The organism is Luteolibacter sp. (assembly GCF_058122085.1).
Window position 1 is genome coordinate 1 of record NZ_JBIKBQ010000017.1, and the last position, 18,372, is coordinate 18,372.

Sequence of the window (18,372 nt, forward strand, 5' to 3'; positions counted from 1 at the left end):
CTCATCGCGCTCAAAGCCCGCCACGCCAGCCACCTCTCATGGCCGGCGATCTTCGAGCTCTCAGGCACGAAATCCTCCATCCCCTACAACATGGTCTGCAACAATGACTTCAAATGAAAAAGCCGTGCTTCCCGCTTGCCTCTTCCCGCCGACCCCTTCAATTATCTTCCCGTGCTTCCAACCCTCCGCGACCATTTCGGCCACGCCGCCTTCCGCGAGGGCCAGGAACTGGTGGTCCGCGCCCTGTTGGACGGCCGCTCCGCGCTCGCCGTGTTTCCGACCGGCGGCGGGAAATCCCTCTGCTATCAGCTTCCCGCGCTGCTATTGGACGGACTCACGCTCGTCGTATCCCCGCTCATCGCGCTGATGCGCGACCAGGTGGACGCCCTCACCGCCAAAGGCATTTCCGCCGCCCGCCTCGACTCCACGCTCGACGCCGGGCAGATCCGCGACGTTTACGAGCGCCTCGACGCCGGCACGCTCAAGCTGCTCTACGTCGCCCCCGAGCGCTTCGCCAACGAAGCCTTCCGCCAGCGCCTCAAGCGCCTGCCCATCCAGCTCGCCGCCATCGACGAGGCGCACTGCATCTCCGAGTGGGGCCACAATTTCCGCCCCGACTACCTCAAGCTGGCGAAAATCTGCCGCCGCCTGAAAATCCCGCGCGTCCTCTGCCTCACCGCCACCGCCACGCCCAAGGTCGCCCGCGACATCCGCAAGGCCTTCCGCATCGCCGCTGCAGACCACGTGCAGCTCAGTTTCCACCGCGCCAACCTCGACCTCCGCGTCACACCCTGCACCGCCGCCGACCGGAAACACCTGCTGCTTGAAAAACTAACCGCCATCGACGGCCCCGCCGTCGTTTACGTCACCCGCCAGGAAACCGCCGAGGAAGTCGCCACCTTCCTCGCCAAGAACGGCCTCTCCGTCCGCGCCTATCACGCCGGCCTGCCCGCCGAGTTCCGCGCGGATGCCCAGAGCTCGTTCATGGCCGGCGACACCCGGATCATCGTCGCCACCATCGCCTTCGGCATGGGCATCGACAAATCCAACATCCGCGCCGTCTTCCACTACAACCTGCCGAAAAGCCTCGAAAACCACACCCAGGAAATCGGCCGCGCCGGCCGCGACGGCCTGCCCGCCACCTGCGAAATGTTAGCCTGCGGCGACGACCTCACCGTCCTGGAAAACTTCATCCACTCCGACGCTCCGTCGCCGCGCGCGTTGGCAAACCTCATCGACCGCGTGCTCCGCCTCGGCCCCGTGTTCGACGTCTCGCCTTACGAACTCTCCACCATCTGCGACATCCGCCCCGGCGTCGTCGCCACCGTCATGACCTATCTGGAAATCGACGGGATCATCGAGGCCACCGGCACTTTTTACGCCACCTACCGCGCCAAGCTTCTCAACAAGCCGGAGAAAATCCTCGCCGGCCGCTCCCCCGCCGAGCGGAAATTCATCCAACAGATCCTCGATTCCGGCGAGCTGAAACGCTGGTGGCTCTATTTCCAACCGACGCTGCTCGCGGAGAAATTCAACTGCCCGCGCGAAAAAATCGTCGCCGCGCTCAACGGCCTCCAATCCGCCGGCGACATCATCCTCAGCGTGTGGGGCGTCCGCCACGGCTACAAGTTGAAGAAGGACCCCGGCGACCTCAAACAGCTCACCACCTCGCTCGTCGAAAAATTCCAGTCCCGCGAGCTCGCCGACCTCGCCCGCCTCCGCCAGGTTCTCGGTCTATCCGCCCACCGCGGCTGCCTCACCGGCTACCTCACCAAGCACTTCGGCGAGACCTTGAAGGAGCCCTGCGGCCACTGCGACCGCTGCCGCGGCGTCCCCGCCAAGACCATCAAACGTCCCAAGTTCCGCCGCGTCACCGACGAGGAAATCGCCTCGGTTAGGAGGCTCGTCGACGAGAAACACGCCGCGCTCAACACCCCGCGCCAGCTCGCCAAGTTCCTCTGCGGCATGGCCAGCCCCGCCGCCACCCGCGCCCGCCTCACCCGCAACAACGCCTTCGCCCTGCTAGCCGATTTGCCGTTCGCGGAAGTGCTCGCCATCGCGGAAGCCGCTTGAACCGATGAAATCACGCGCTATTCTGCCCGCTTGAACATTCTTCTCACAGGCGCCAACGGCTACATCGGACTCCGGCTGCTTCCGGCTTTGTTGGAAGCGGACCACCGGGTCGTCGCGCTGGTGCGCGACCGGGGCCGCTTCCCCTGCGCGCAGTTCCAGCCGTTTCTCGACGACGGACGCCTCTCGCTGATCGAGGGCGACATGCTCGATCCCGCCAACCTGCCCGCTCCGCCGCGGGAAATCGATGCCGCGTATTACCTGCTCCATTCGATGGGCGCGGGCCGGGGATTCGAGGAGCGCGAGGCCGCATGCGCCCGCAATTCCGCCGGCTGGCTGGAATCCGCCGCCTGCCGCCGCGTCATCTATCTGGGCGGCCTGGTGCCCGCCGGTCCGCTGTCGCACCACCTCCAGTCGCGCGAGAACGTCAACACGATCCTCCGCTCCGGCACGATCCCGGTGACCACCCTGCGCGCCTCGATCATCGTCGGATCGGGCTCGGCGTCGTTTGAAATCATCCGCGATCTGGTAGAAAAACTGCCGTTCATGATCACTCCGCGCTGGACCGCCACGCGCTGCCAGCCGATCGCGATCCGCAACGTGATCAGCTATCTCACCGGTTGCCTCGACACCCCGGAAACCATCGGCCAGGAGCTCGACATCGGCGGCCCGGAGATCCTCACCTACCGCGACCTGCTCCGCCAATACGCCGAAACCCGCGGGCTGCGACGCTGGTTCATTTCCCTCCCGCTGCTGTCGCCCGGCCTGTCAGCACGCTGGCTGCGCTTCGTCACCGCCGCCACCCTGCCGCTCGCGAAGTCGCTGATCGAGTCGCTGCGCAACGAGACGGTTTGCCGCGACCAGCGGATTGAAAAACTCATCCCGCAGGAACTGATTTCCTATCAAGAAGCGATCCGGCTGGCCTTCACCACCATCGCCCAGAACCGCGTGCCTTCGTCATGGATCGACTCGCTCGCATCCGGCCAGCTCGATCCGGACTTCCTGCGGTCCATCCGCGTTCCCGAGCACGGCGTGCTGCGCGACCGGCAATGCGTTCCGCTCGGAGCGGACCGGGAAAAGGTAATCGACCGCGTCTGGTCGTTAGGTGGCTCTTTCGGCTGGCCGTCGATGAACTGGGCGTGGCGCGTCCGCGGCTGGCTGGACCGGATCGCCGGCGGCACCGGGCTGCGCCGCGGCCGGCGCCATCCCAGCGAGCTGCGCGCCGGAGACGCGCTGGACTTCTGGCGCGTGATCATGGCCGACCGCGCCAGCGACCCGCACTCCGCCCGGCTTATCCTTTACGCCGAAATGAAACTTCCCGGCGAGGCTTGGCTGGATTTTGAAATCACCCGCGGCGAACTCCGCCAGACGGCGACCTTCCGTCCACGCGGACTGCTGGGACGGCTTTACTGGTATTCCATCCTGCCGCTTCACTTGCTGTTATTTCCGCGAATGGCGCTGCGCCTGGCGAAATAACCTCAGGCGAGCTCTTTCATTTCCCGGGCGCTGCGGACGCGGACCTGCAAGTCGTCGAGCACGTTCATGAAATAAACATAGGCGTCATGGAGGCTCGGATAGGGCGTGAAATACTTGTGCACGCTGCCATCGGTGCCGCCCTTGGTGGACATCCAGTAGAAGTGGTCCGACGTCTGCATTTTCGCCCAGGTGTCGGTGAGTTCCGGGTCGTTGACGGCGAGGATTTCCTGCTCCAGGCGGTTCACCTGGGTGATGGCTTCCTGCTGCATGTCGTTGCCCATCCAGGCGGAGAGGTCGCGCTCGGTATCGGACCAGGAACTGAGGAAGCCGCTGCTGTATTCCCGCGAGGCCCGATAGAGTCCCACCGCGTCGGAAGGCGTGACCCATTGCAAGCCGGCCTCGTTGATCGCTTCGGGCATGGCCTCCCAGAAATCGAAAATCCCGGTCTCTTCCGACTGGTGCTCGCCGATCGTTTCGTAGGCCATGAAGAGGTTCACCACATCGCCCTCGCACTCGGCCAGCCAGCTCGCGAATTTCTCCGGCGTCAGCGGATAGCCGCTCCAGGACGGATCGGAAAAGCGGAACCGGAGGTCGTCGGACAGCGGCGCGTTCCTGAGCAACGTCTTGATCCGCGCAGTGGTCGGCGCGCGGTAGAGGTAGTTGGACGAATGGCCGTTGAGGTTTTTCTCGATGCTCTCGGCGATGATGCCCTCGAAGCCCATGGTCTCGGCCTTGGCGGCGATCGCGTCGTTGTAAATCAGCTCGGTGTTGCGGAACACGCGCGGCCGGATGTGGAAGATTTTTTCAAGCTTCTGCAAATGGAGTTCCACCTGGCGGTCGAATTCCTTGTTCGAGTGGACGAAGGCGAGCGAGTGATAGTAGGTCTCGGCCAGCAGCTCGACGCCGCCGGTGGCCACGAGTTCCCGGAACGACTCCAGCACGTCCGGGCGGTGGCGCTCCATTTGCTCGATGACGGTGCCGCTGATGGAGAGCGCCATCCGGAAGCGGCCTTCGTTTTCCTCGACCATCCGCTTGAACATGCGGTTGGCCGGCAGGTAGCATTTTTCGGCGACCTTGTTGAGGATCTCGGCGTTCATCGCATCGTCCTCATAGACCATGTTTTCGCCGGTCCGGAAGAGATCGCGGGAAAGCAGCCGGTTCGGTTGATGCACTTGGAAATAGAGGCAGGCGTCTGGCATGGGTTCGTGAGTTTAAAGGGCTTGCGGGCTGATGGCGTATCTTCCAAGCAAATGCCGGGCCAAAATGGATGACGGGTGAGCGGGGCGATGGCCGCAATGCCAAGATTCCACGCTGGCATGAAATTCCCCGTGTCGCAAGAAAGTTCCCGTTCCATTTCCGTAAGGCGTGTTGCCTCATTGAAAAGGACACCGATCCGCCTCGAAACCCGCTCCCTGCTGGTGGCTCATGCAGATCCCGGCCACCTGGCTCCCACTTCCAGCCTCCCGCGCCCCTGCGAACTCCTTCGCCACCGCAGCCTCGGAATGGATCGCGCCGAGCCGCTTCAATAACCCGTCATCGGAAATCCTCCCAGCCGGGTGGCTTTCATTCCTCAGTCGGTTGTCGCGGGACGCTTGCGGGCGACATACACGGTGCTGGCGGAGTCGCGTTCCAGCAAGGGATTGGGGAATTTCACCACGTGCGCCTGCGGCGACTCGAACACTTCCGCGAGGTGCTTGAGGAAATTCTCATCCGGCGGATCATCCGACCAAAGCGCGAACACCCCGCCCGGCAGCAACTGCGCGGCGAGACGGCGCAGGCCATCCGCGCTGTAAAACGTGGCGTTTTTTTCATCCAGAAGATTCTGCGGCGAGTGGTCGATGTCCAACAGCACCGCATGAAATTTCCGCCCCGGCTGCCCGGGATCGAATCCTATCTCAGGTCTGCCGGCGAGCGCGAAGAAATCCCCTTCGATCAGGCGGCAGCGCGGATCGCCCGTCAGCGTTTCGCCCAGCGGGACCATCCCTTTTTCATGCCACTCGATGACCGGCCGCATCACATCCACCACTAACAAATCAGCCACCCGCGGGTCCCGCAGCGCGGCGACCGCGGTGTAGCCGAGCCCCAGCCCGCCGACGACGACGTCCAGCGCCTCGCCCTCCACCGCCGCCAGCCCGAGATCCGCCAGCGCCTCCTCCACGTCATGGAACAGACTCGACATGAGATAACCGTTTCCCAGCAGGACTTCGTAAACGATCAAGTCATCCAGCATCGCCATCCTGCGGCGGCGCAGGATCAGATCGCCAATCGGCGTCGGGCGGAAATCGAGTTCTTCAAACAGCGGCTTCATTCTCAAAGGGTAGCGAGACGGGTGACGAGCCGCGAACTTATTTGCACACCGGCGCCGCGGCGGCCGGTTCGCGAATGAGACCCCTCCCCCTGTGCGGCTTTGGAAGCGGAAACGGCGCGATTGGCCTCATCGACCACTGCTACCTGCTTAACGAAAAAAACGAGTGGGAACCCGCCCGCAACCCGCTCAACCGGCATTCCTCGATCAGCCAGGACGCCGCCCTCCAGAGGCTCGGCCCCGGATACGCCTTCGCCCGGAAAATGGTCGAGCAGGATAAGAATGTTTCTATCGGACTTGTCGTCAACGCACGCCGCGACACGAAGATCGACGACTGGCTCGGCAAGTCCGAGTTTTATTGGGCCGCGCGCAAACGTGCCAAGGCGGCCATGCGCCAAGGCACCCTCAAGGGCGTGCTATGGCATCAGGGCGAAAGCGATAAGGCCGCTGCGGATGGTTACCGGACAAACTCCAAACCCTCATCGGCAACCTGCGCGCCGAAGCCGCCCTCCGATATCAAGTTGATCGATCCCCATGTCCACGCCATGTCCGTCACGCCGCTCGGCCTCCGCGCGGTGGCCAAATGGATGGAGGAACGCAATGTCGAACGCTGCATCGTCAGCCCGCTCAACCACAAGGGTTCGCGCGCATGGACCGAGGAGGAACGCAAGCAGTTGCTCGAAAACTTCCTACCCTACAAAGGTAAAATCGACCGCATGACCATCATCGATCCCGGCGAGGTGGAGACAGTCGCTCAGGCCGTCACCCTCCTCAAACGCGAGATCGCCGATGGCGCGGTCGGCTTCGGCGAACACTACGGAGTCGGACTCATGTTCGACGATCCCAAGAACCTCATGCTTTACGAGGCCTGTGAGAAGGTCGGCCTGCCGGTCATGTTTCACATCGACCAGAACAAGAACATGGTCGAACCCGGCATGGAGCGGGTGGACCGGGTGCTCAAGATGTTTCCCAAATGCAAGGTCGTCGCCCACGCTTACTGGTGGCGGCAGTTGCAAAACGGCGCTTGCGACCGCCAGCTCCAGGAGCACCCGAATCTCTATGCTGACATGTCCGGAACCGTGGTGGTCCAAGTGCTCAACCGCGACCGCAAATACGCCCGCGAGTTCCTGATCCGCAATCAGGAAAAAATCCTGTGGGCCACCGACGAGGGCTGGTGGTCCTTCGGCAGCCAGACGAAACAAATGAACCAGCACTACACCTTCTTGGAGGAACTCGATCTACCCGCCGAGGTGCGCCACAAGATCTACCGCGGCAACGCCGAGAAGGTTTATGGATTGAAGAAGGAAGGGAAATGAGCCTCGCTTCCTATTGGAGCCAACCTGGACGGCGCGTCACTTGTCAACCGGTGCGGACACCCTTGACAAGCCATGGGACTTGATCGCTGCCACCACTTGTTTGGCCAGCTGGCCGTTGCCTTTTCCCGAACAGGGCACGTCGCCTGGCTTTGAAAAACCATCGGCACCGAGGGCGGCGCTGACGGAATAAAGGTCTTCCACCGGAATGTCATGCTTCTTCATGATGGCGGCCGCGGCGGAATTGTATTTCACCTCGTCACCGGCGATGCGGCCGGCCTCGCCCTCGGGAACCTTGGTGGTGGTCGCTCACCTGGACGACGTCCTGCACGGCGGCGTAGCCCATTTCATCGGTGACGCCGTGGGTGATGCCGGGTTTGATGCCCGCGCCGGCCATCCAGATGCTGAAGGCGGTGATGTGGCGGTCGCGTCCAGTGCCCTGGCCCATCGGGGTGCGGCCGAACTCGCCGCCCCAGATGACGAGCGTGTCTTCGAGCATGCCGCGCTGCTTGAGATCCTTGACGAGTGCGGCGGATGCCCGGTCGGTGAGTTTGGCGGACTGGGGCATGAGTTTCTCAATGTCGTTGTGCTGGTCCCAGCCGCGGTGATAGAGTTGCACGAAGCGCACGCCGCGCTCGAGCATCCTCCGAGCTAACAGGCAGTTGCCGGCGAAGGAACCGTCGCCCGGCTGCTTGACTCCGTAGAGGTCGAGCACGTGCCGCGGTTCGTCGCACATGTCGGTGAGGTCGGGGACCGACGACTGCATGCGGAAGGCCATTTCGTATTGGGCGATGCGGGTGTCGATTCCCGGATCGACGTGCTCGCCGCGCAGCAAGCCGTTGAGGTGTTGCACTTCCTCGATGACCTGCCGCTGGGCGGACTGGCAGGTTTTGGGTTTCCGCGCCGAGTCCGTAAAGCAGCCACGAGCCCATGCTGGGGCGGCCTTTGAGGATCGACCCGGTGTTCATGAATGCGTGGGCCGGGTCGTGGTTGATCTGCTCGGTGACCATCGAGCGGATCACGCAGATGTCGTCGGCGATGGAGCCGATGTGCGGGAAGAGCACGGAGATTTCGACGCCGGATTGGCCATAGCGCTTGAACTTGGTGAAGGAGCCGCGCGCGATGAGTTCGCGTCCTTGGAGTTGGGCGAGCTGCTGGCCGGCGGTGAACGAAGCAGGGAACGGCTTGCCGTTGATGGCGTTGAGCTGCGGCTTGGGGTCGAAGGATTCGAGCTGCGAGGGACCACCCGCCATGCAAAGGTGAATGACCCGCTTCGCCCGCGCGGAGAAGTGTAGCCCGCCCTGGGTCTGAAGGAACGGCAGGTCGGGTGGCGGCTTCGCGCTGATAGGCCTGCTGGTGACGACGAGGCGCACCATGTGTTTCACGTCCCAGCCCGATTCGCGAAACTCGGAGGCCAGCCAATCGAGCAACTCGGGATGGGATGGCATTTCTCCCTGACTGCCGAGGTCGTCGAGCACGCTGGAAAGTCCGCGCCCGAAGAACTGCTGCCAGAGGCGGTTGGTGAACTGCCGCGCCGGCAGCGGGTTTTCCGCGGACATCAGCCAGTTGGCGAGATCGAGCCGGGTGAGGCGCTTGCCATCGGCAGGGGGCTTGCCTGCGAGGAACTCGGGAAACGCGGGTTGCATGACTTCGCCCGGGTTCATCCAGTCGCCGCGCGGCAGGAGGCGGACGGTGGCGATTTTGTCCGCAGGTAATGCTTCGGCGACCATCGAGTGGGCATAGCCGGCGCGGCATTCGAGGATGGCATCGCGGAGGCGGGCGTATTCGGCAGGCAGTTGATCCTCCGGTCTAGTGCCGTGGATGAAGGCGGCGGTGTTTTGGTGATGGGAATGAACGACCAGTGCTGCTGGTATTCGGCACCTTGTTCGATCCAGCGGCGGACGAGCGCCTTCTGATGGGCCGTCAGGGTTTTGTGGAAATCCGGGGGCGGCATGATCTCGTCGGGATCGTTCGAGAAGATGTGGGCGAGAATCGCGCTCTCGTTGGGCTTGCCGGGAACGATGGCGTGCTGGTCGGAATCCTTGAGTTTGGCGCAAGCTCCTTCCGACGTGTCCAACCGGAGGTCTTCCTTGCGGGTCTTGGCATCGAATCCGTGGCAGGCGAAGCAGGTGTCCGAGAAAATCGGCCGGATGTGGGCGTTGAAGGTGACCTTTTCCGGCAGGGCATCGGCTGCTTGCGGCGATGCGGAATCCGCTTTGCCCCCGTCGGTAGTCTGACGGCCGCAGCTTGCAAGCAGCGCAAGACACAGTCCTGTAAGAATAGGCAAACGCGAAATCATCGACATGGAATAAGTGACCAAAGACCGGTTTCCTTCATCTTTCAAACCACTTGTCACCCAAACCCGCCATCCGGGATCCGTCCTTCCGCACGGCCCGAACGCGACGTTTCCCAACAGCCGAGGAAATCTCCATCAGGATTTAGCAGGAGATAAATCCTCGTTGAATCCACCCGTCCGCCCCGACAACCTCGCGGCGCGACAAGAAAAGCCCGCTCGACCCCGGCTTCCTGCCCGGGGTCCTGTTCAACCGTCATTACGTGCAAACCGCCCGCGCTTCCGGGCAAGCCGTGCCGCTGGTGCTCGGCCTCGCGCGCGAATGCGGGCTGGTTCGACTGCCAGATGATGGAACTTGCCTACGGCAAAAAATCCGCGGTCGCCCTAACGAGACCGGAAAAGCTTCCCGCGGCCAAGGACATGCAAGTCGCCGCCGGCGGCCATCTCAGGGCTGCCGCATCGGCTTCGACCTCGGGGCGAGCGATTACAAGGTCTCCGCCGTGGCGGATGGTGATGCGATCGCAAGTTCATGGCCGGAGTTTGGAAATGCGGCGCGGTTTTCCAAGCGGAAGGATAGAGTGAACATCTTCGCAGGGTGGCCAGCTTGATCAGGATCAGGAAGTTGCAGTTGGCGCTTGGAAGCGGAGGATCCGCCGGACAAAGTCCGCCGCGTGGAGGTCAAAGCGACGGATTTTAGACGAGCCCGGGGCATTGCACCGCTAGGCATGCGTGCCGTTTTCGCACCCATCGACCCTTTCAGAATCAACGATACCGAACCATGACATTTGACACGGAAAACCACTCCTCGCCGCTCACCAGCCCGGCGGATACGGAAGCCATCGTGCGCGAGGCCTCGCACTGGATCCAGCCGCTTCGCGCGGAAATCGGCCGCTACCTCATCGGCCAGAGCGACTTGGTGGACCGCCTGCTCATTTCCCTGATGGTCAAGGGCCACATCCTGCTCGAAGGCGTGCCCGGACTGGCGAAAACGCTGGCGCTCAAGACGCTCGCCTCGCTGGTGAACGCGAAGTTCAACCGCATCCAGTTCACCCCGGACATGCTGCCCGCCGACATCGTGGGCACGGAAATCTACGACCCGCGGGAAGCGCGCTTCCGCGTGAAACACGGGCCGGTGTTCGCGAACTTCATCCTCGCCGACGAAATCAACCGCGCTCCCGCCAAGGTGCAGAGCGCCTTGCTTGAGGCGATGCAGGAAAAGCAGGTCACCATCGGCGAGCAAACCTTCATGCTGCCGTCGCCGTTCTTCGTGCTGGCCACGCAGAACCCGCTGGAGCAGGAAGGCACCTATCCGCTCCCCGAGGCCCAGCTCGACCGCTTCATGATGAAGGTGGTCATGGACTATCCGACCGAGGAAGAGGAGCTCCTCGTGCTCGATCTGGCAGGCACCACCGAGGAAATGCCGGTGCCGCAGCCGATCGTCAGTCTCGACGCCATCCAGCAGGCGCGCACCGTGGTGAACGGCCTCTATCTGGATGAAAAGGTGAAGCGCTACATCGTCCGCCTGGTCCACGCGACCCGCCGTCCCGACGACTACGGCGTCCACATCGCGCCGCTCATCCGCGTGGGCGCCTCGCCGCGCGCCACCATCAATCTCGCCCTCGCCGGCCGCGCCCACGCCTTCCTCGCCGGCCGCGCCTATGTCACGCCGCACGACGTGAAAAGCGTCGCCATGGACGTGCTGCGCCACCGCGTCACCGTCACCTACGAGGCTGAGGCGGAGGGACTGAACAGCGAGCAAATCGTCACGCGCATCCTCGACGAGCTGCCGGTGCCATGATCAAGCCGAAAGCCAGCACTCCGATCAGCGTCCAGGACGAAACCCGCGCAGCGGAAATCCTCGGCCGCGTCCGCCGGATGGAAGTCCGCACCAACCGGCTGGTCGATGACTCGCTGGCGGGCCGCTACGCCAGCGTTTTCAAAGGCCGCGGCATGGATTTCGACCGCGTTAGAAACTACGTCCCCGGCGACGACGTGCGGACCATCGACTGGAACGTCACGGCCCGCACCGGCGATCCGCACGTGAAACTCTTCACCGAAGAGCGCGAGCTGACAATTTTGCTGATGATCGACGTCAGCGCATCCTCGGACTTCGGCTCGGTGGTCGATTCCAAGCGCGAGCTCGCCGCCGAAGCCGCGGGCGTGCTGGCCGCCTCGGCGATTAGAAACCGCGACAAGGTCGGGCTCGTCCTCTTCAGCGACGGAGTCGAGCTCTACATCCCGCCGGGAAAAGGCCGGATGCACATCATGCGGCTGATCCGCGAAACCTTGTTTTTCCAGCCCGGGCAGCGCGGCACGGACATCGCCAAGGCATTGGATTTCGCCAACCAAGTCATCCACCGGAAGTCGGTGATTTTCCTGGTCTCGGATTTCTGCCTCGGCGCCCCGTTTGAAGACCGACTGAACCTCCTGCGCAACAAGCTGCAAGTCACCAACCGCCGCCACGACGTCATCGCCGTTTCCGTGACCGACCCGCGCGAGGAATCGCTGCCGGACGTCGGCAGGATCTGCATCGAGGACGCGGAAAGCGGCCAGGTCGTCGAGATCGACACCGGCAGCGCGAAAGTCCGCGAGGCGTTTGAAAAGCAATCCCGCCAGCGACGCGAGCTCACCGCCGCGCGCATCCGCTCGCTCGGCGTGGACCTGCTGCAATTCCGCAACGGCGAGAACTGGATGCCCGCGCTGATGGGCTTCTTCCAAAGCCGCCGCCAACGTTCCGGCTGATCATGTCCGATTTCATTTCCATGCTTCATCGTGCTTTCCTCGGCCTCCTGATCGCGGCGCTGACCTGCGATCTATCCGCCCAAGCGCCCGCCGCGGAAGAAGACATCCGCGGCCCGAAGGCGCTGGTGGAAATCCCCGTGCCGGAAAAACCGCCGGTCCTGCTGTGGTCCTCCGTCGGCGGTGGCGTGCTGCTGCTCGCCCTCGCCGCGTATTTCTGGAAGAAACGCGCCCGCAACCAACGGCTCAAAAGCCCGCGGGAAATCGCGCTCGCATCTCTGGCAGGACTTGAGACAAGCCGCGAAGCCATCGCCGCGGAAGCCTTCGCCAACCGCGCCGCGCAGACGGTCCGCCAATACATCGCCGAACGCTTTGGCCTCGCCGCGCCACGCCGCACGACCGAGGAGTTCCTCCGCGATCTGGCGAAGCAGGAAAGCTCCCCGCTCGTCGGCGAGAGCGATGACTTGCGGGCGTTTTTGAAATCCTGCGACCTCGCGAAATTCGCCGGCTCCCACCTCACCTCCGCCCAGCGCGATGAACTGCTGGAAGCCGCGCGCGGCTTCATTCATTCCACGTCCAAAGTCGTGACTCCATGACCGAGAGTTTCCAATTCGTTCACCCGGAGTTTCTGTTACTCCTGCTGCTTTTGCCGGTGCTCGCCATCTGGAAAGGCCGTTGGGGGCGTCCCGTCGCCGTGCGGATGCCCTCCACGGACGATGCCATCAGCGTCGGCGCGCGGCCGCGCTCGGCGGTCGGCGGCTTCCTCGCGTTCTTCGGGCTTCTATCATTCGCGCTGTTGATCATCGCCTTCGCCCGGCCGCGCCATGGCAAGGGCTCTTCCGAGATCGAGGCCAGCGGGATCGACATCGTGCTCACGCTCGACGTCTCCGGCTCGATGGAGGCGCTGGATTTCCAACTCGAAGGCAAGCCGGTCAACCGCCTCGAAGTGGTGAAAAACGTCGTCGGGAAATTCGTCGGCCAGCGGCCTAACGACAAGCTCGGCATGGTCGCCTTCGCCGGGCGTCCCTATCTGGTGAGCCCGCTCACGCTCGACCACGAATTCCTGGGCAAGCGCCTCGCGGATGTGAAGATGGGACAGGTCGAGGACGGCACGGCGATCGGTTCCGCCATCGCTTCGTCGGTCGATCATTTGCGCGGCTCCACCGCGAAATCACGGATCATCATCATGCTAACTGACGGCGTGAACAACGCCGGATCGGTGAATCCACTCACCGCCGCCGAGGCCGCGAAGGCGCTGGGGATCAAGATTTACACCATCGGCGCGGGCATCCGCGGAGAGGCTCCAGTGCCGGTGCAGGACGCCTTCGGCCGGACGCATTTGCAGACGATGAAGGTCGAGATCGACGAGGAAATGCTGCGCGAGGTCGCCACCGCCACCGGCGGGCAATCCTACCGCGCGACCGATACCGGCTCGCTGGAGAAAATCTACGACTCGATCAACCAGCTCGAGAAAACCAGCCGCAAGCTCAAGAAATACCAGCAGTATGACGAGCTGTTCCTCTATTTCCTCGCACCCGGACTCGCCTTCCTTCTGTTGGAGCTGGTCCTGAGCCAGACCCGTTTCCGCCGCCTGCCCTAACCATGGACGACACCACGCTACATTTCGCCCAGCCGCTCTGGATCCTCGCCGGCCTCGTCGCTTGCGCGGGCGTGGTCGGTTTGTTCATCCGCTTCGACCGCCGCCGGGAAGCGGATCTGACCAAGCTCATTCACCCGCGCTTCCGTCAGCGCCTGACCGAAGGCTTTTCACCCGGCATGCGGAACCTCAAGCGCGGCCTGTGGCTGATCGCGGTGCTGCTGGTCTTCACCGCCGTCGCCCGCCCGCAGAAGGGCTACGAGTGGCGCGAGGTGAAGCGCAAGGGCATCGACATCCTCTTCGCCGTGGACACCTCGCGCAGCATGCTGGCGGACGACCTGACTCCGAACCGGCTCGAACGCGCGCGGCTCGGGATCATCGACTTCGTTTCCCACCTGGAAGGCGACCGCGTCGGCTTGATCCCGTTCGCCGGAAGCGCGTTCGCGCTGTGCCCGCTGACGCTCGATTACGAGGCTTTCCGCGAGTCCCTGAACGCGCTTAATACCGATCTCATCCCGCGCCAGGGCACCGACCTCGCCAGCGCGATCAAGGAAGCCGAGCGGCTTTTCAAGGAGAACGGCAACAACCACCGCGTGCTCGTCCTGCTAACCGACGGTGAGGATCTCCAGGGCGACGTGATCGACGCCGCGAAGGCCGCCGCCAAGAACGGCATGGCCATTTACACCATCGGCGTCGGCAGTCCCAATGGCTCGACCATTCCGCTGGTGATGCGCAACGGCCGCAAGGATTTCGTGCGCGACGAAACCGGCAAAGTCGTGCGGACCACGCTGGACGAATCGACTTTGAAAAAGATCGCCACGGAAACCAACGCCCTCTACGTCCCTCTCGGTCGCGGAGCGGAGGGACTCAATACCATCTACCAGGAAAGGCTCCGGCTGGTGCCGAAGAGCGAGATGGACCAGCGGATGGAGCGGATTCCGCTGGAGCGCTTCGAGTGGCCGTTGGGCGCCGCGATCCTCCTGCTCCTGCTGGAATTTTTCATCACCGACCGCCGCCGCGTAAAAAAGGTCAGGTCCCTGCCGTCGGCGGCGCGGCGCCACAAGATCGTCCCGCAAACGACGGCGCTCATCGGGCTTGCATTCATTCTATCCGGCGCTTCGGAAACGGTGTCCGCCGCGCAGGATCCACGCCGGATCTACAACGAAGGGACCGATGCCTACACCAAGGGCGACTTCGCGAAAGCCTCCGAATCCCTGCGCTCTTCCTTGCGGACCCAGGATCTGGCGCTTCAGCAACGGTCGTATTACAACCTTGGAAACACCCTCTATCGAACCGGCCAGGGAACATTGGAAAAAGATCCCGAAGCGACGATCAAGATCTGGGAGGAATCGCTCAAGGCCTACCAGGACGCCCTTTCCCTCAATGCAGCGGACGAGGACGCCGCCTACAACAAGGCGCTCGTTGAGAAGAAACTCGAAGAGCTGAAAAAGCAGCAGAAGCAGGACGACAAGAAGGAAGATCAGGACAAAAAAGACGAGAAAGACGAGAAAGACAAGAAGGACGACGAGGAGAAGAAGGACGGAAAGGATCCGCAAGACAGCAAGGATTCCAAAGATGGAAAGGACCCGAAAGACGGGGAGAAGCCTGAAGATGGCAAGGACCCCAAAGAGGGCGAGAAGCCCGGAGAGCAGAAGGACGCCAAGGATGGAAAAGATCCCAAAGACGGCGAAAAGCCCGGAGAAGAAAAGTCCCCGCAGGATGCAAAGGACGCAAAGGACGCAAAGGACGCAAAGAAAGGCGAGGAGAAGTCCGATGAGAAACAACAAGGCGAGATGAGCAACGAGCGCGCCGAGAAGCAGGAAATGACCGCCGAGGAGGCCAAACAACTGCTGGAAGCCCTGCGCCAGGATGAGCGCACGGTGATCCCCATTCCCCAGCAGCCACGCGGCCGCATGGCCACTCCCGACAACTCGACCAAAGGCAAGACATGGTAAAGCGAATCCTGTTATATTTCATGGCCGTCATGATGATGGCCACCTCTGCCATCGCCGCGGAGGTGGAGGCGGCGCTCGACCGCGATTCCGTCCCGGCTGGAAATGGAGCCGTCCTGACGCTCCGGATTTCCGGCAGCAATGCCGGCAAGCCCGAGATCCCCGAGGTGGCGAATCTCATCGTGGAGTCGCGCGGACGCAGCCAGCAAATCCAGATCGTGAACGGACAAACCACCGCGTCCGTGACCTATACCTTTTTCGTCGGTTCGCAAACCCCGGGCGACTATCAGGTGCCGGCCATCGACGTCATGGTGGGCGGGCAAAAATTTTCCAGCCAGCCGCTCAAGCTCAAGGTCCTGGATTCCGCCGCAGCGCAACCACCCGCGAACACCCCGCAGAACCCATCCGGGGAAGAGACGGAGGACACCGGCGAGAAGCGATTCGGCTTTCTAACGGTCGAGCTCGCCGCCAACGAGCGCAAGCACGCGTATGTCGGCGAGATCGCACCGGTCCGCATCCGGGCATGGCTGCCCGCAGATTCAAGAGCGAATCTCCGCAGCGGCATTCAGCCGGAGGGAAAAGCATTCACGCTCCACAACGTCAGCGGCCAGCCGCAGCAGACGCAGGAGATGAAGGATGGAAAACGCTATCTCGTCGTCACCTGGTTCGGCGGTATTTCCGCGACCAAGGCGGGGAGATTCCCCGCGTCGCTCTCGGTGAACGCGACGGTGGCCGTGCGCGACACCGCCGCGCTCAAACAGCCGCGCAGGCGCAAGGGCGGGCCCTTCGACGACCTTTTCGACCAGCTGAACACGCCGGTGATCCAGAAGGACGTCACGCTCAAGTCGGACGATCAGGAGATCGAAGTTCGCCCGCTGCCGACGGAAGACCGCCCCAGCGATTTCACCGGAGCTGTTGGCAATTTCAAATTCGACAGCGCGGAGATTCCTAACGACTGGAAGACCGGCGAGCCGCAGCAAGTCACCGCGCGCCTCAGCGGCACCGGAAACTTCGCGTTGTTGAATGCGCCCGGGCTGACGCCGGCGGATGACTGGAAAACGTATTCCGGCAAGGACGAGTTCCGGGGCGGCGATGAAGCGTCGTTCTCCGGCAGCAAGGCTTTCCAATTCAGTGCCGTGCCCCGGAAGGGCGGCGCGCGGGAGGCGGCGCTGACGTTCAGTTATTTCGATCCCGCGGCCGGCGCCTACAAGACGCTGACCAGTCCGGTGAAGAAGATCCAGGTCACCGGCGAGGATCTCGTCGAGGTGGAGAAGGTCGAGGCGCCCGCCGCGAAGGAACCGGAGAAGAAGACGCAAACCCTCGTGGCCCAGCACCCGCAAATGTCCGAGCGGGGTGCGCTCGTGCCGCTGGTTTCGCAGCCGCTCTTCAGCCGGCTCCTCGTTCTATCCGCAGGACTTTGTTTGCTTGGTCCAATCCTCGGCTGGCTCCGCGTCCGCCGGGACGAGCCGCAGCGCCGCGCCGCCGCGGCGATGGAAAAAGCGACCCGCGAGGCGCTGGCCGCCGCCGGGAAATGCGCGGCTGCCGGGGATGTCCACGGGTTTTTCGCCGCCGCGCGACTGGCCATCCAGCAGCGCCTCGGAGCGCTGTGGAACCAGCCGCCGCAAGCGATCACCCTGGCGGAGGTCTCCGCCCGCATTCCTGGCGACTCGCCGGTCACCCGCTTCTTCCTTGAGGCGGACCGGCATGAATACAACCGCCATGCCTCCGACGGTATTTCGCAGCAATGGCGATCGCTGCTCGATGAAGCGCTGGCCTCACTCACTTCTTCCGCCCGCTGACATGAACAAGAATTTCCTTCCATGCTTGCTCTGCCTGTTCCTCGGAACGACGGCGGCATTCGCTAACGATTTCGATCGGGCGAACGAACAATTCAAAGCCGGCGACTTCTCCGGAGCCGCCGCCGCGTATGAGAAAATCCTCGCCGCAGAAGGTCCGCGCGCGGCGGTTTTCTATAACCTCGGAAACAGCTATCAGCAGCTCAAGCGGCACGGCCCTGCCATCCTCGCCTACGAGCGCGCCCGGCTGTTGACGCCGCGCGATCCGGACCTACTGGCCAATCTCGCGCTCGCCCGCAAGGCCGCCACCGTCGCCGAGGTCCCCGGCCCATACCCGCGGCTCGACGTCGCGCTCAATTATCTCAGTCCGAACGAATGGTCGTGGCTCGTCGCCGGCAGCGCGTTGTTTCTCGGTTGCCTTGCGGTGGTCTGCGGGGCGGTGAAACTGCCGCGGCGGTGGGTGGTGGGGCCTGCCTGCCTCGCGGGAGTTTGCATCATCGCCGGAGCCACCGCCCTCTATCTGCAGCGCGTGGAGACCGGCCGGGGCGTGGTTCTATCCGCGGACGCGGCCGTCCGGCTGTCGCCGTTTGAAAAGGCCGAATCGCTCGGCACTCCCGGTGCCGGCCGGATCGTCCGACTCGGTGCGGGAAGCGGGGATTTCCAATACATCGAGGTCCCTGGCGCGAGTCTCAGCGGCTGGATGGCGGGCGGGGACGTTGCGGCCATCGCGCCGGAGGCTTTGCGGTAACCAGGAGCCGGTTTCTCGATTTCGGACTGCTCCGACGTGTCGGAGCTTTCCCGCTGGCTGACATGTCAGCCAGCGGGAAAGCG

The 18,372-nt window shown here is 63.3% G+C and carries 14 protein-coding genes and 1 pseudogene; 10 read left to right on the forward strand and 5 right to left on the reverse strand.

Annotated elements, in window-relative coordinates; all coding sequences use genetic code 11:
- Positions 1–171: 171 nt before the first annotated feature.
- Both AC4DF4_RS04130 and AC4DF4_RS04135 read left to right on the forward strand, forming a co-directional pair.
- A complete protein-coding gene (locus AC4DF4_RS04130) occupies positions 172–2,073 on the forward strand; it encodes a RecQ family ATP-dependent DNA helicase (protein WP_490046851.1) in 1,902 nt (633 codons plus the stop codon).
- Between the two features lie 30 nt (positions 2,074–2,103).
- The gene (locus tag AC4DF4_RS04135; protein WP_490046852.1) at positions 2,104–3,546 is read left to right on the forward strand and encodes an SDR family oxidoreductase; all 1,443 of its coding nucleotides are present in this window, start codon (positions 2,104–2,106) and stop codon (positions 3,544–3,546) included.
- 2 nt (positions 3,547–3,548) lie between these two features.
- On the opposite strand, the gene AC4DF4_RS04140 is transcribed toward AC4DF4_RS04135, so the two are convergent.
- Positions 3,549–4,745, reverse strand: a complete 1,197-nt coding sequence (locus AC4DF4_RS04140) for a glycoside hydrolase family 57 protein (protein WP_490046853.1) — start codon at positions 4,743–4,745, stop codon at positions 3,549–3,551.
- A gap of 371 nt (positions 4,746–5,116) precedes the next feature.
- On the reverse strand, positions 5,117–5,854 hold the full coding sequence (locus tag AC4DF4_RS04145) for a polyamine aminopropyltransferase (protein ID WP_490046854.1): 738 nt from the start codon (positions 5,852–5,854) through the stop codon (positions 5,117–5,119).
- Between the two features lie 74 nt (positions 5,855–5,928).
- Between AC4DF4_RS04145 and AC4DF4_RS04150 the strand changes: the two genes are divergently transcribed.
- Positions 5,929–7,167 (forward strand): sialate O-acetylesterase, encoded by a 1,239-nt coding sequence (locus tag AC4DF4_RS04150; RefSeq protein ID WP_490046855.1) that lies wholly within the window; start codon positions 5,929–5,931, stop codon positions 7,165–7,167.
- Positions 7,168–7,203: 36 nt separating this feature from the next.
- Here AC4DF4_RS04150 and AC4DF4_RS04155 read toward each other — a convergent pair whose 3' ends face one another.
- The 3 genes and pseudogenes from AC4DF4_RS04155 to AC4DF4_RS04165 form a co-directional block, all read right to left on the reverse strand.
- The gene (locus AC4DF4_RS04155; protein ID WP_490046856.1) at positions 7,204–7,419 is read right to left on the reverse strand and encodes a hypothetical protein; all 216 of its coding nucleotides are present in this window, start codon (positions 7,417–7,419) and stop codon (positions 7,204–7,206) included.
- Between the two features lie 4 nt (positions 7,420–7,423).
- Positions 7,424–8,894, reverse strand: a pseudogene (locus AC4DF4_RS04160) (DUF1501 domain-containing protein).
- Positions 8,825–9,451: a c-type cytochrome domain-containing protein gene (locus AC4DF4_RS04165; RefSeq protein ID WP_490046857.1), complete on the reverse strand. Its 627-nt coding sequence runs from the start codon at positions 9,449–9,451 to the stop codon at positions 8,825–8,827. The pseudogene AC4DF4_RS04160 and the gene AC4DF4_RS04165 overlap by 70 nt, the downstream one beginning before the upstream one ends.
- A gap of 784 nt (positions 9,452–10,235) precedes the next feature.
- Here AC4DF4_RS04165 and AC4DF4_RS04170 point away from each other — a divergent pair.
- Genes AC4DF4_RS04170 through AC4DF4_RS04200 form a run of 7 tightly spaced genes read left to right on the forward strand, consistent with a single transcriptional unit; the run spans position 10,236 to position 18,289 of the window.
- Positions 10,236–11,255 carry an AAA family ATPase gene (locus AC4DF4_RS04170; RefSeq protein WP_490046858.1) on the forward strand — a complete coding sequence of 340 codons (1,020 nt, stop codon included), beginning with the start codon at positions 10,236–10,238 and terminating at the stop codon, positions 11,253–11,255.
- Complete coding sequence (locus AC4DF4_RS04175) at positions 11,252–12,199, forward strand: DUF58 domain-containing protein (RefSeq protein WP_490046859.1); 948 nt, start codon at positions 11,252–11,254, stop codon at positions 12,197–12,199. The genes AC4DF4_RS04170 and AC4DF4_RS04175 overlap by 4 nt, the downstream gene beginning before the upstream one ends.
- 2 nt (positions 12,200–12,201) lie before the next feature.
- The gene (locus AC4DF4_RS04180) at positions 12,202–12,792 is read left to right on the forward strand and encodes a DUF4381 family protein (RefSeq protein WP_490046860.1); all 591 of its coding nucleotides are present in this window, start codon (positions 12,202–12,204) and stop codon (positions 12,790–12,792) included.
- Entirely contained in the window at positions 12,789–13,796 is a 1,008-nt protein-coding gene (locus AC4DF4_RS04185) for a vWA domain-containing protein (RefSeq protein WP_490046861.1), read from the forward strand. The genes AC4DF4_RS04180 and AC4DF4_RS04185 overlap by 4 nt, the downstream gene beginning before the upstream one ends.
- A gap of 2 nt (positions 13,797–13,798) precedes the next feature.
- Positions 13,799–15,748, forward strand: a complete 1,950-nt coding sequence (locus AC4DF4_RS04190; RefSeq protein ID WP_490046862.1) for a VWA domain-containing protein — start codon at positions 13,799–13,801, stop codon at positions 15,746–15,748.
- Positions 15,742–17,544 carry a BatD family protein gene (locus AC4DF4_RS04195; RefSeq protein ID WP_490046863.1) on the forward strand — a complete coding sequence of 601 codons (1,803 nt, stop codon included), beginning with the start codon at positions 15,742–15,744 and terminating at the stop codon, positions 17,542–17,544. Before AC4DF4_RS04190 ends, AC4DF4_RS04195 begins: the two co-directional genes overlap by 7 nt.
- 1 nt (position 17,545) lies before the next feature.
- Positions 17,546–18,289: a hypothetical protein gene (locus tag AC4DF4_RS04200; protein ID WP_490046864.1), complete on the forward strand. Its 744-nt coding sequence runs from the start codon at positions 17,546–17,548 to the stop codon at positions 18,287–18,289.
- The last annotated feature ends 83 nt before the right edge of the window (positions 18,290–18,372 follow it).

Bases quoted from the DNA above. Each gene is read 5' to 3' on its own strand.
- AC4DF4_RS04140 (WP_490046853.1), bottom strand. From the start codon at position 4,745: ATGCCAGACGCCTGCCTCTATTTCCAAGTGCATCAACCGAACCGGCTG.
- AC4DF4_RS04145 (WP_490046854.1), bottom strand. From the start codon at position 5,854: ATGAAGCCGCTGTTTGAAGAACTCGATTTCCGCCCGACGCCGATTGGC.
- AC4DF4_RS04150 (WP_490046855.1), top strand. From the start codon at position 5,929: ATGAGACCCCTCCCCCTGTGCGGCTTTGGAAGCGGAAACGGCGCGATT.
- AC4DF4_RS04170 (WP_490046858.1), top strand. From the start codon at position 10,236: ATGACATTTGACACGGAAAACCACTCCTCGCCGCTCACCAGCCCGGCG.
- AC4DF4_RS04175 (WP_490046859.1), top strand. From the start codon at position 11,252: ATGATCAAGCCGAAAGCCAGCACTCCGATCAGCGTCCAGGACGAAACC.
- AC4DF4_RS04180 (WP_490046860.1), top strand. From the start codon at position 12,202: ATGTCCGATTTCATTTCCATGCTTCATCGTGCTTTCCTCGGCCTCCTG.
- AC4DF4_RS04185 (WP_490046861.1), top strand. From the start codon at position 12,789: ATGACCGAGAGTTTCCAATTCGTTCACCCGGAGTTTCTGTTACTCCTG.
- AC4DF4_RS04190 (WP_490046862.1), top strand. From the start codon at position 13,799: ATGGACGACACCACGCTACATTTCGCCCAGCCGCTCTGGATCCTCGCC.
- AC4DF4_RS04195 (WP_490046863.1), top strand. From the start codon at position 15,742: ATGGTAAAGCGAATCCTGTTATATTTCATGGCCGTCATGATGATGGCC.
- AC4DF4_RS04200 (WP_490046864.1), top strand. From the start codon at position 17,546: ATGAACAAGAATTTCCTTCCATGCTTGCTCTGCCTGTTCCTCGGAACG.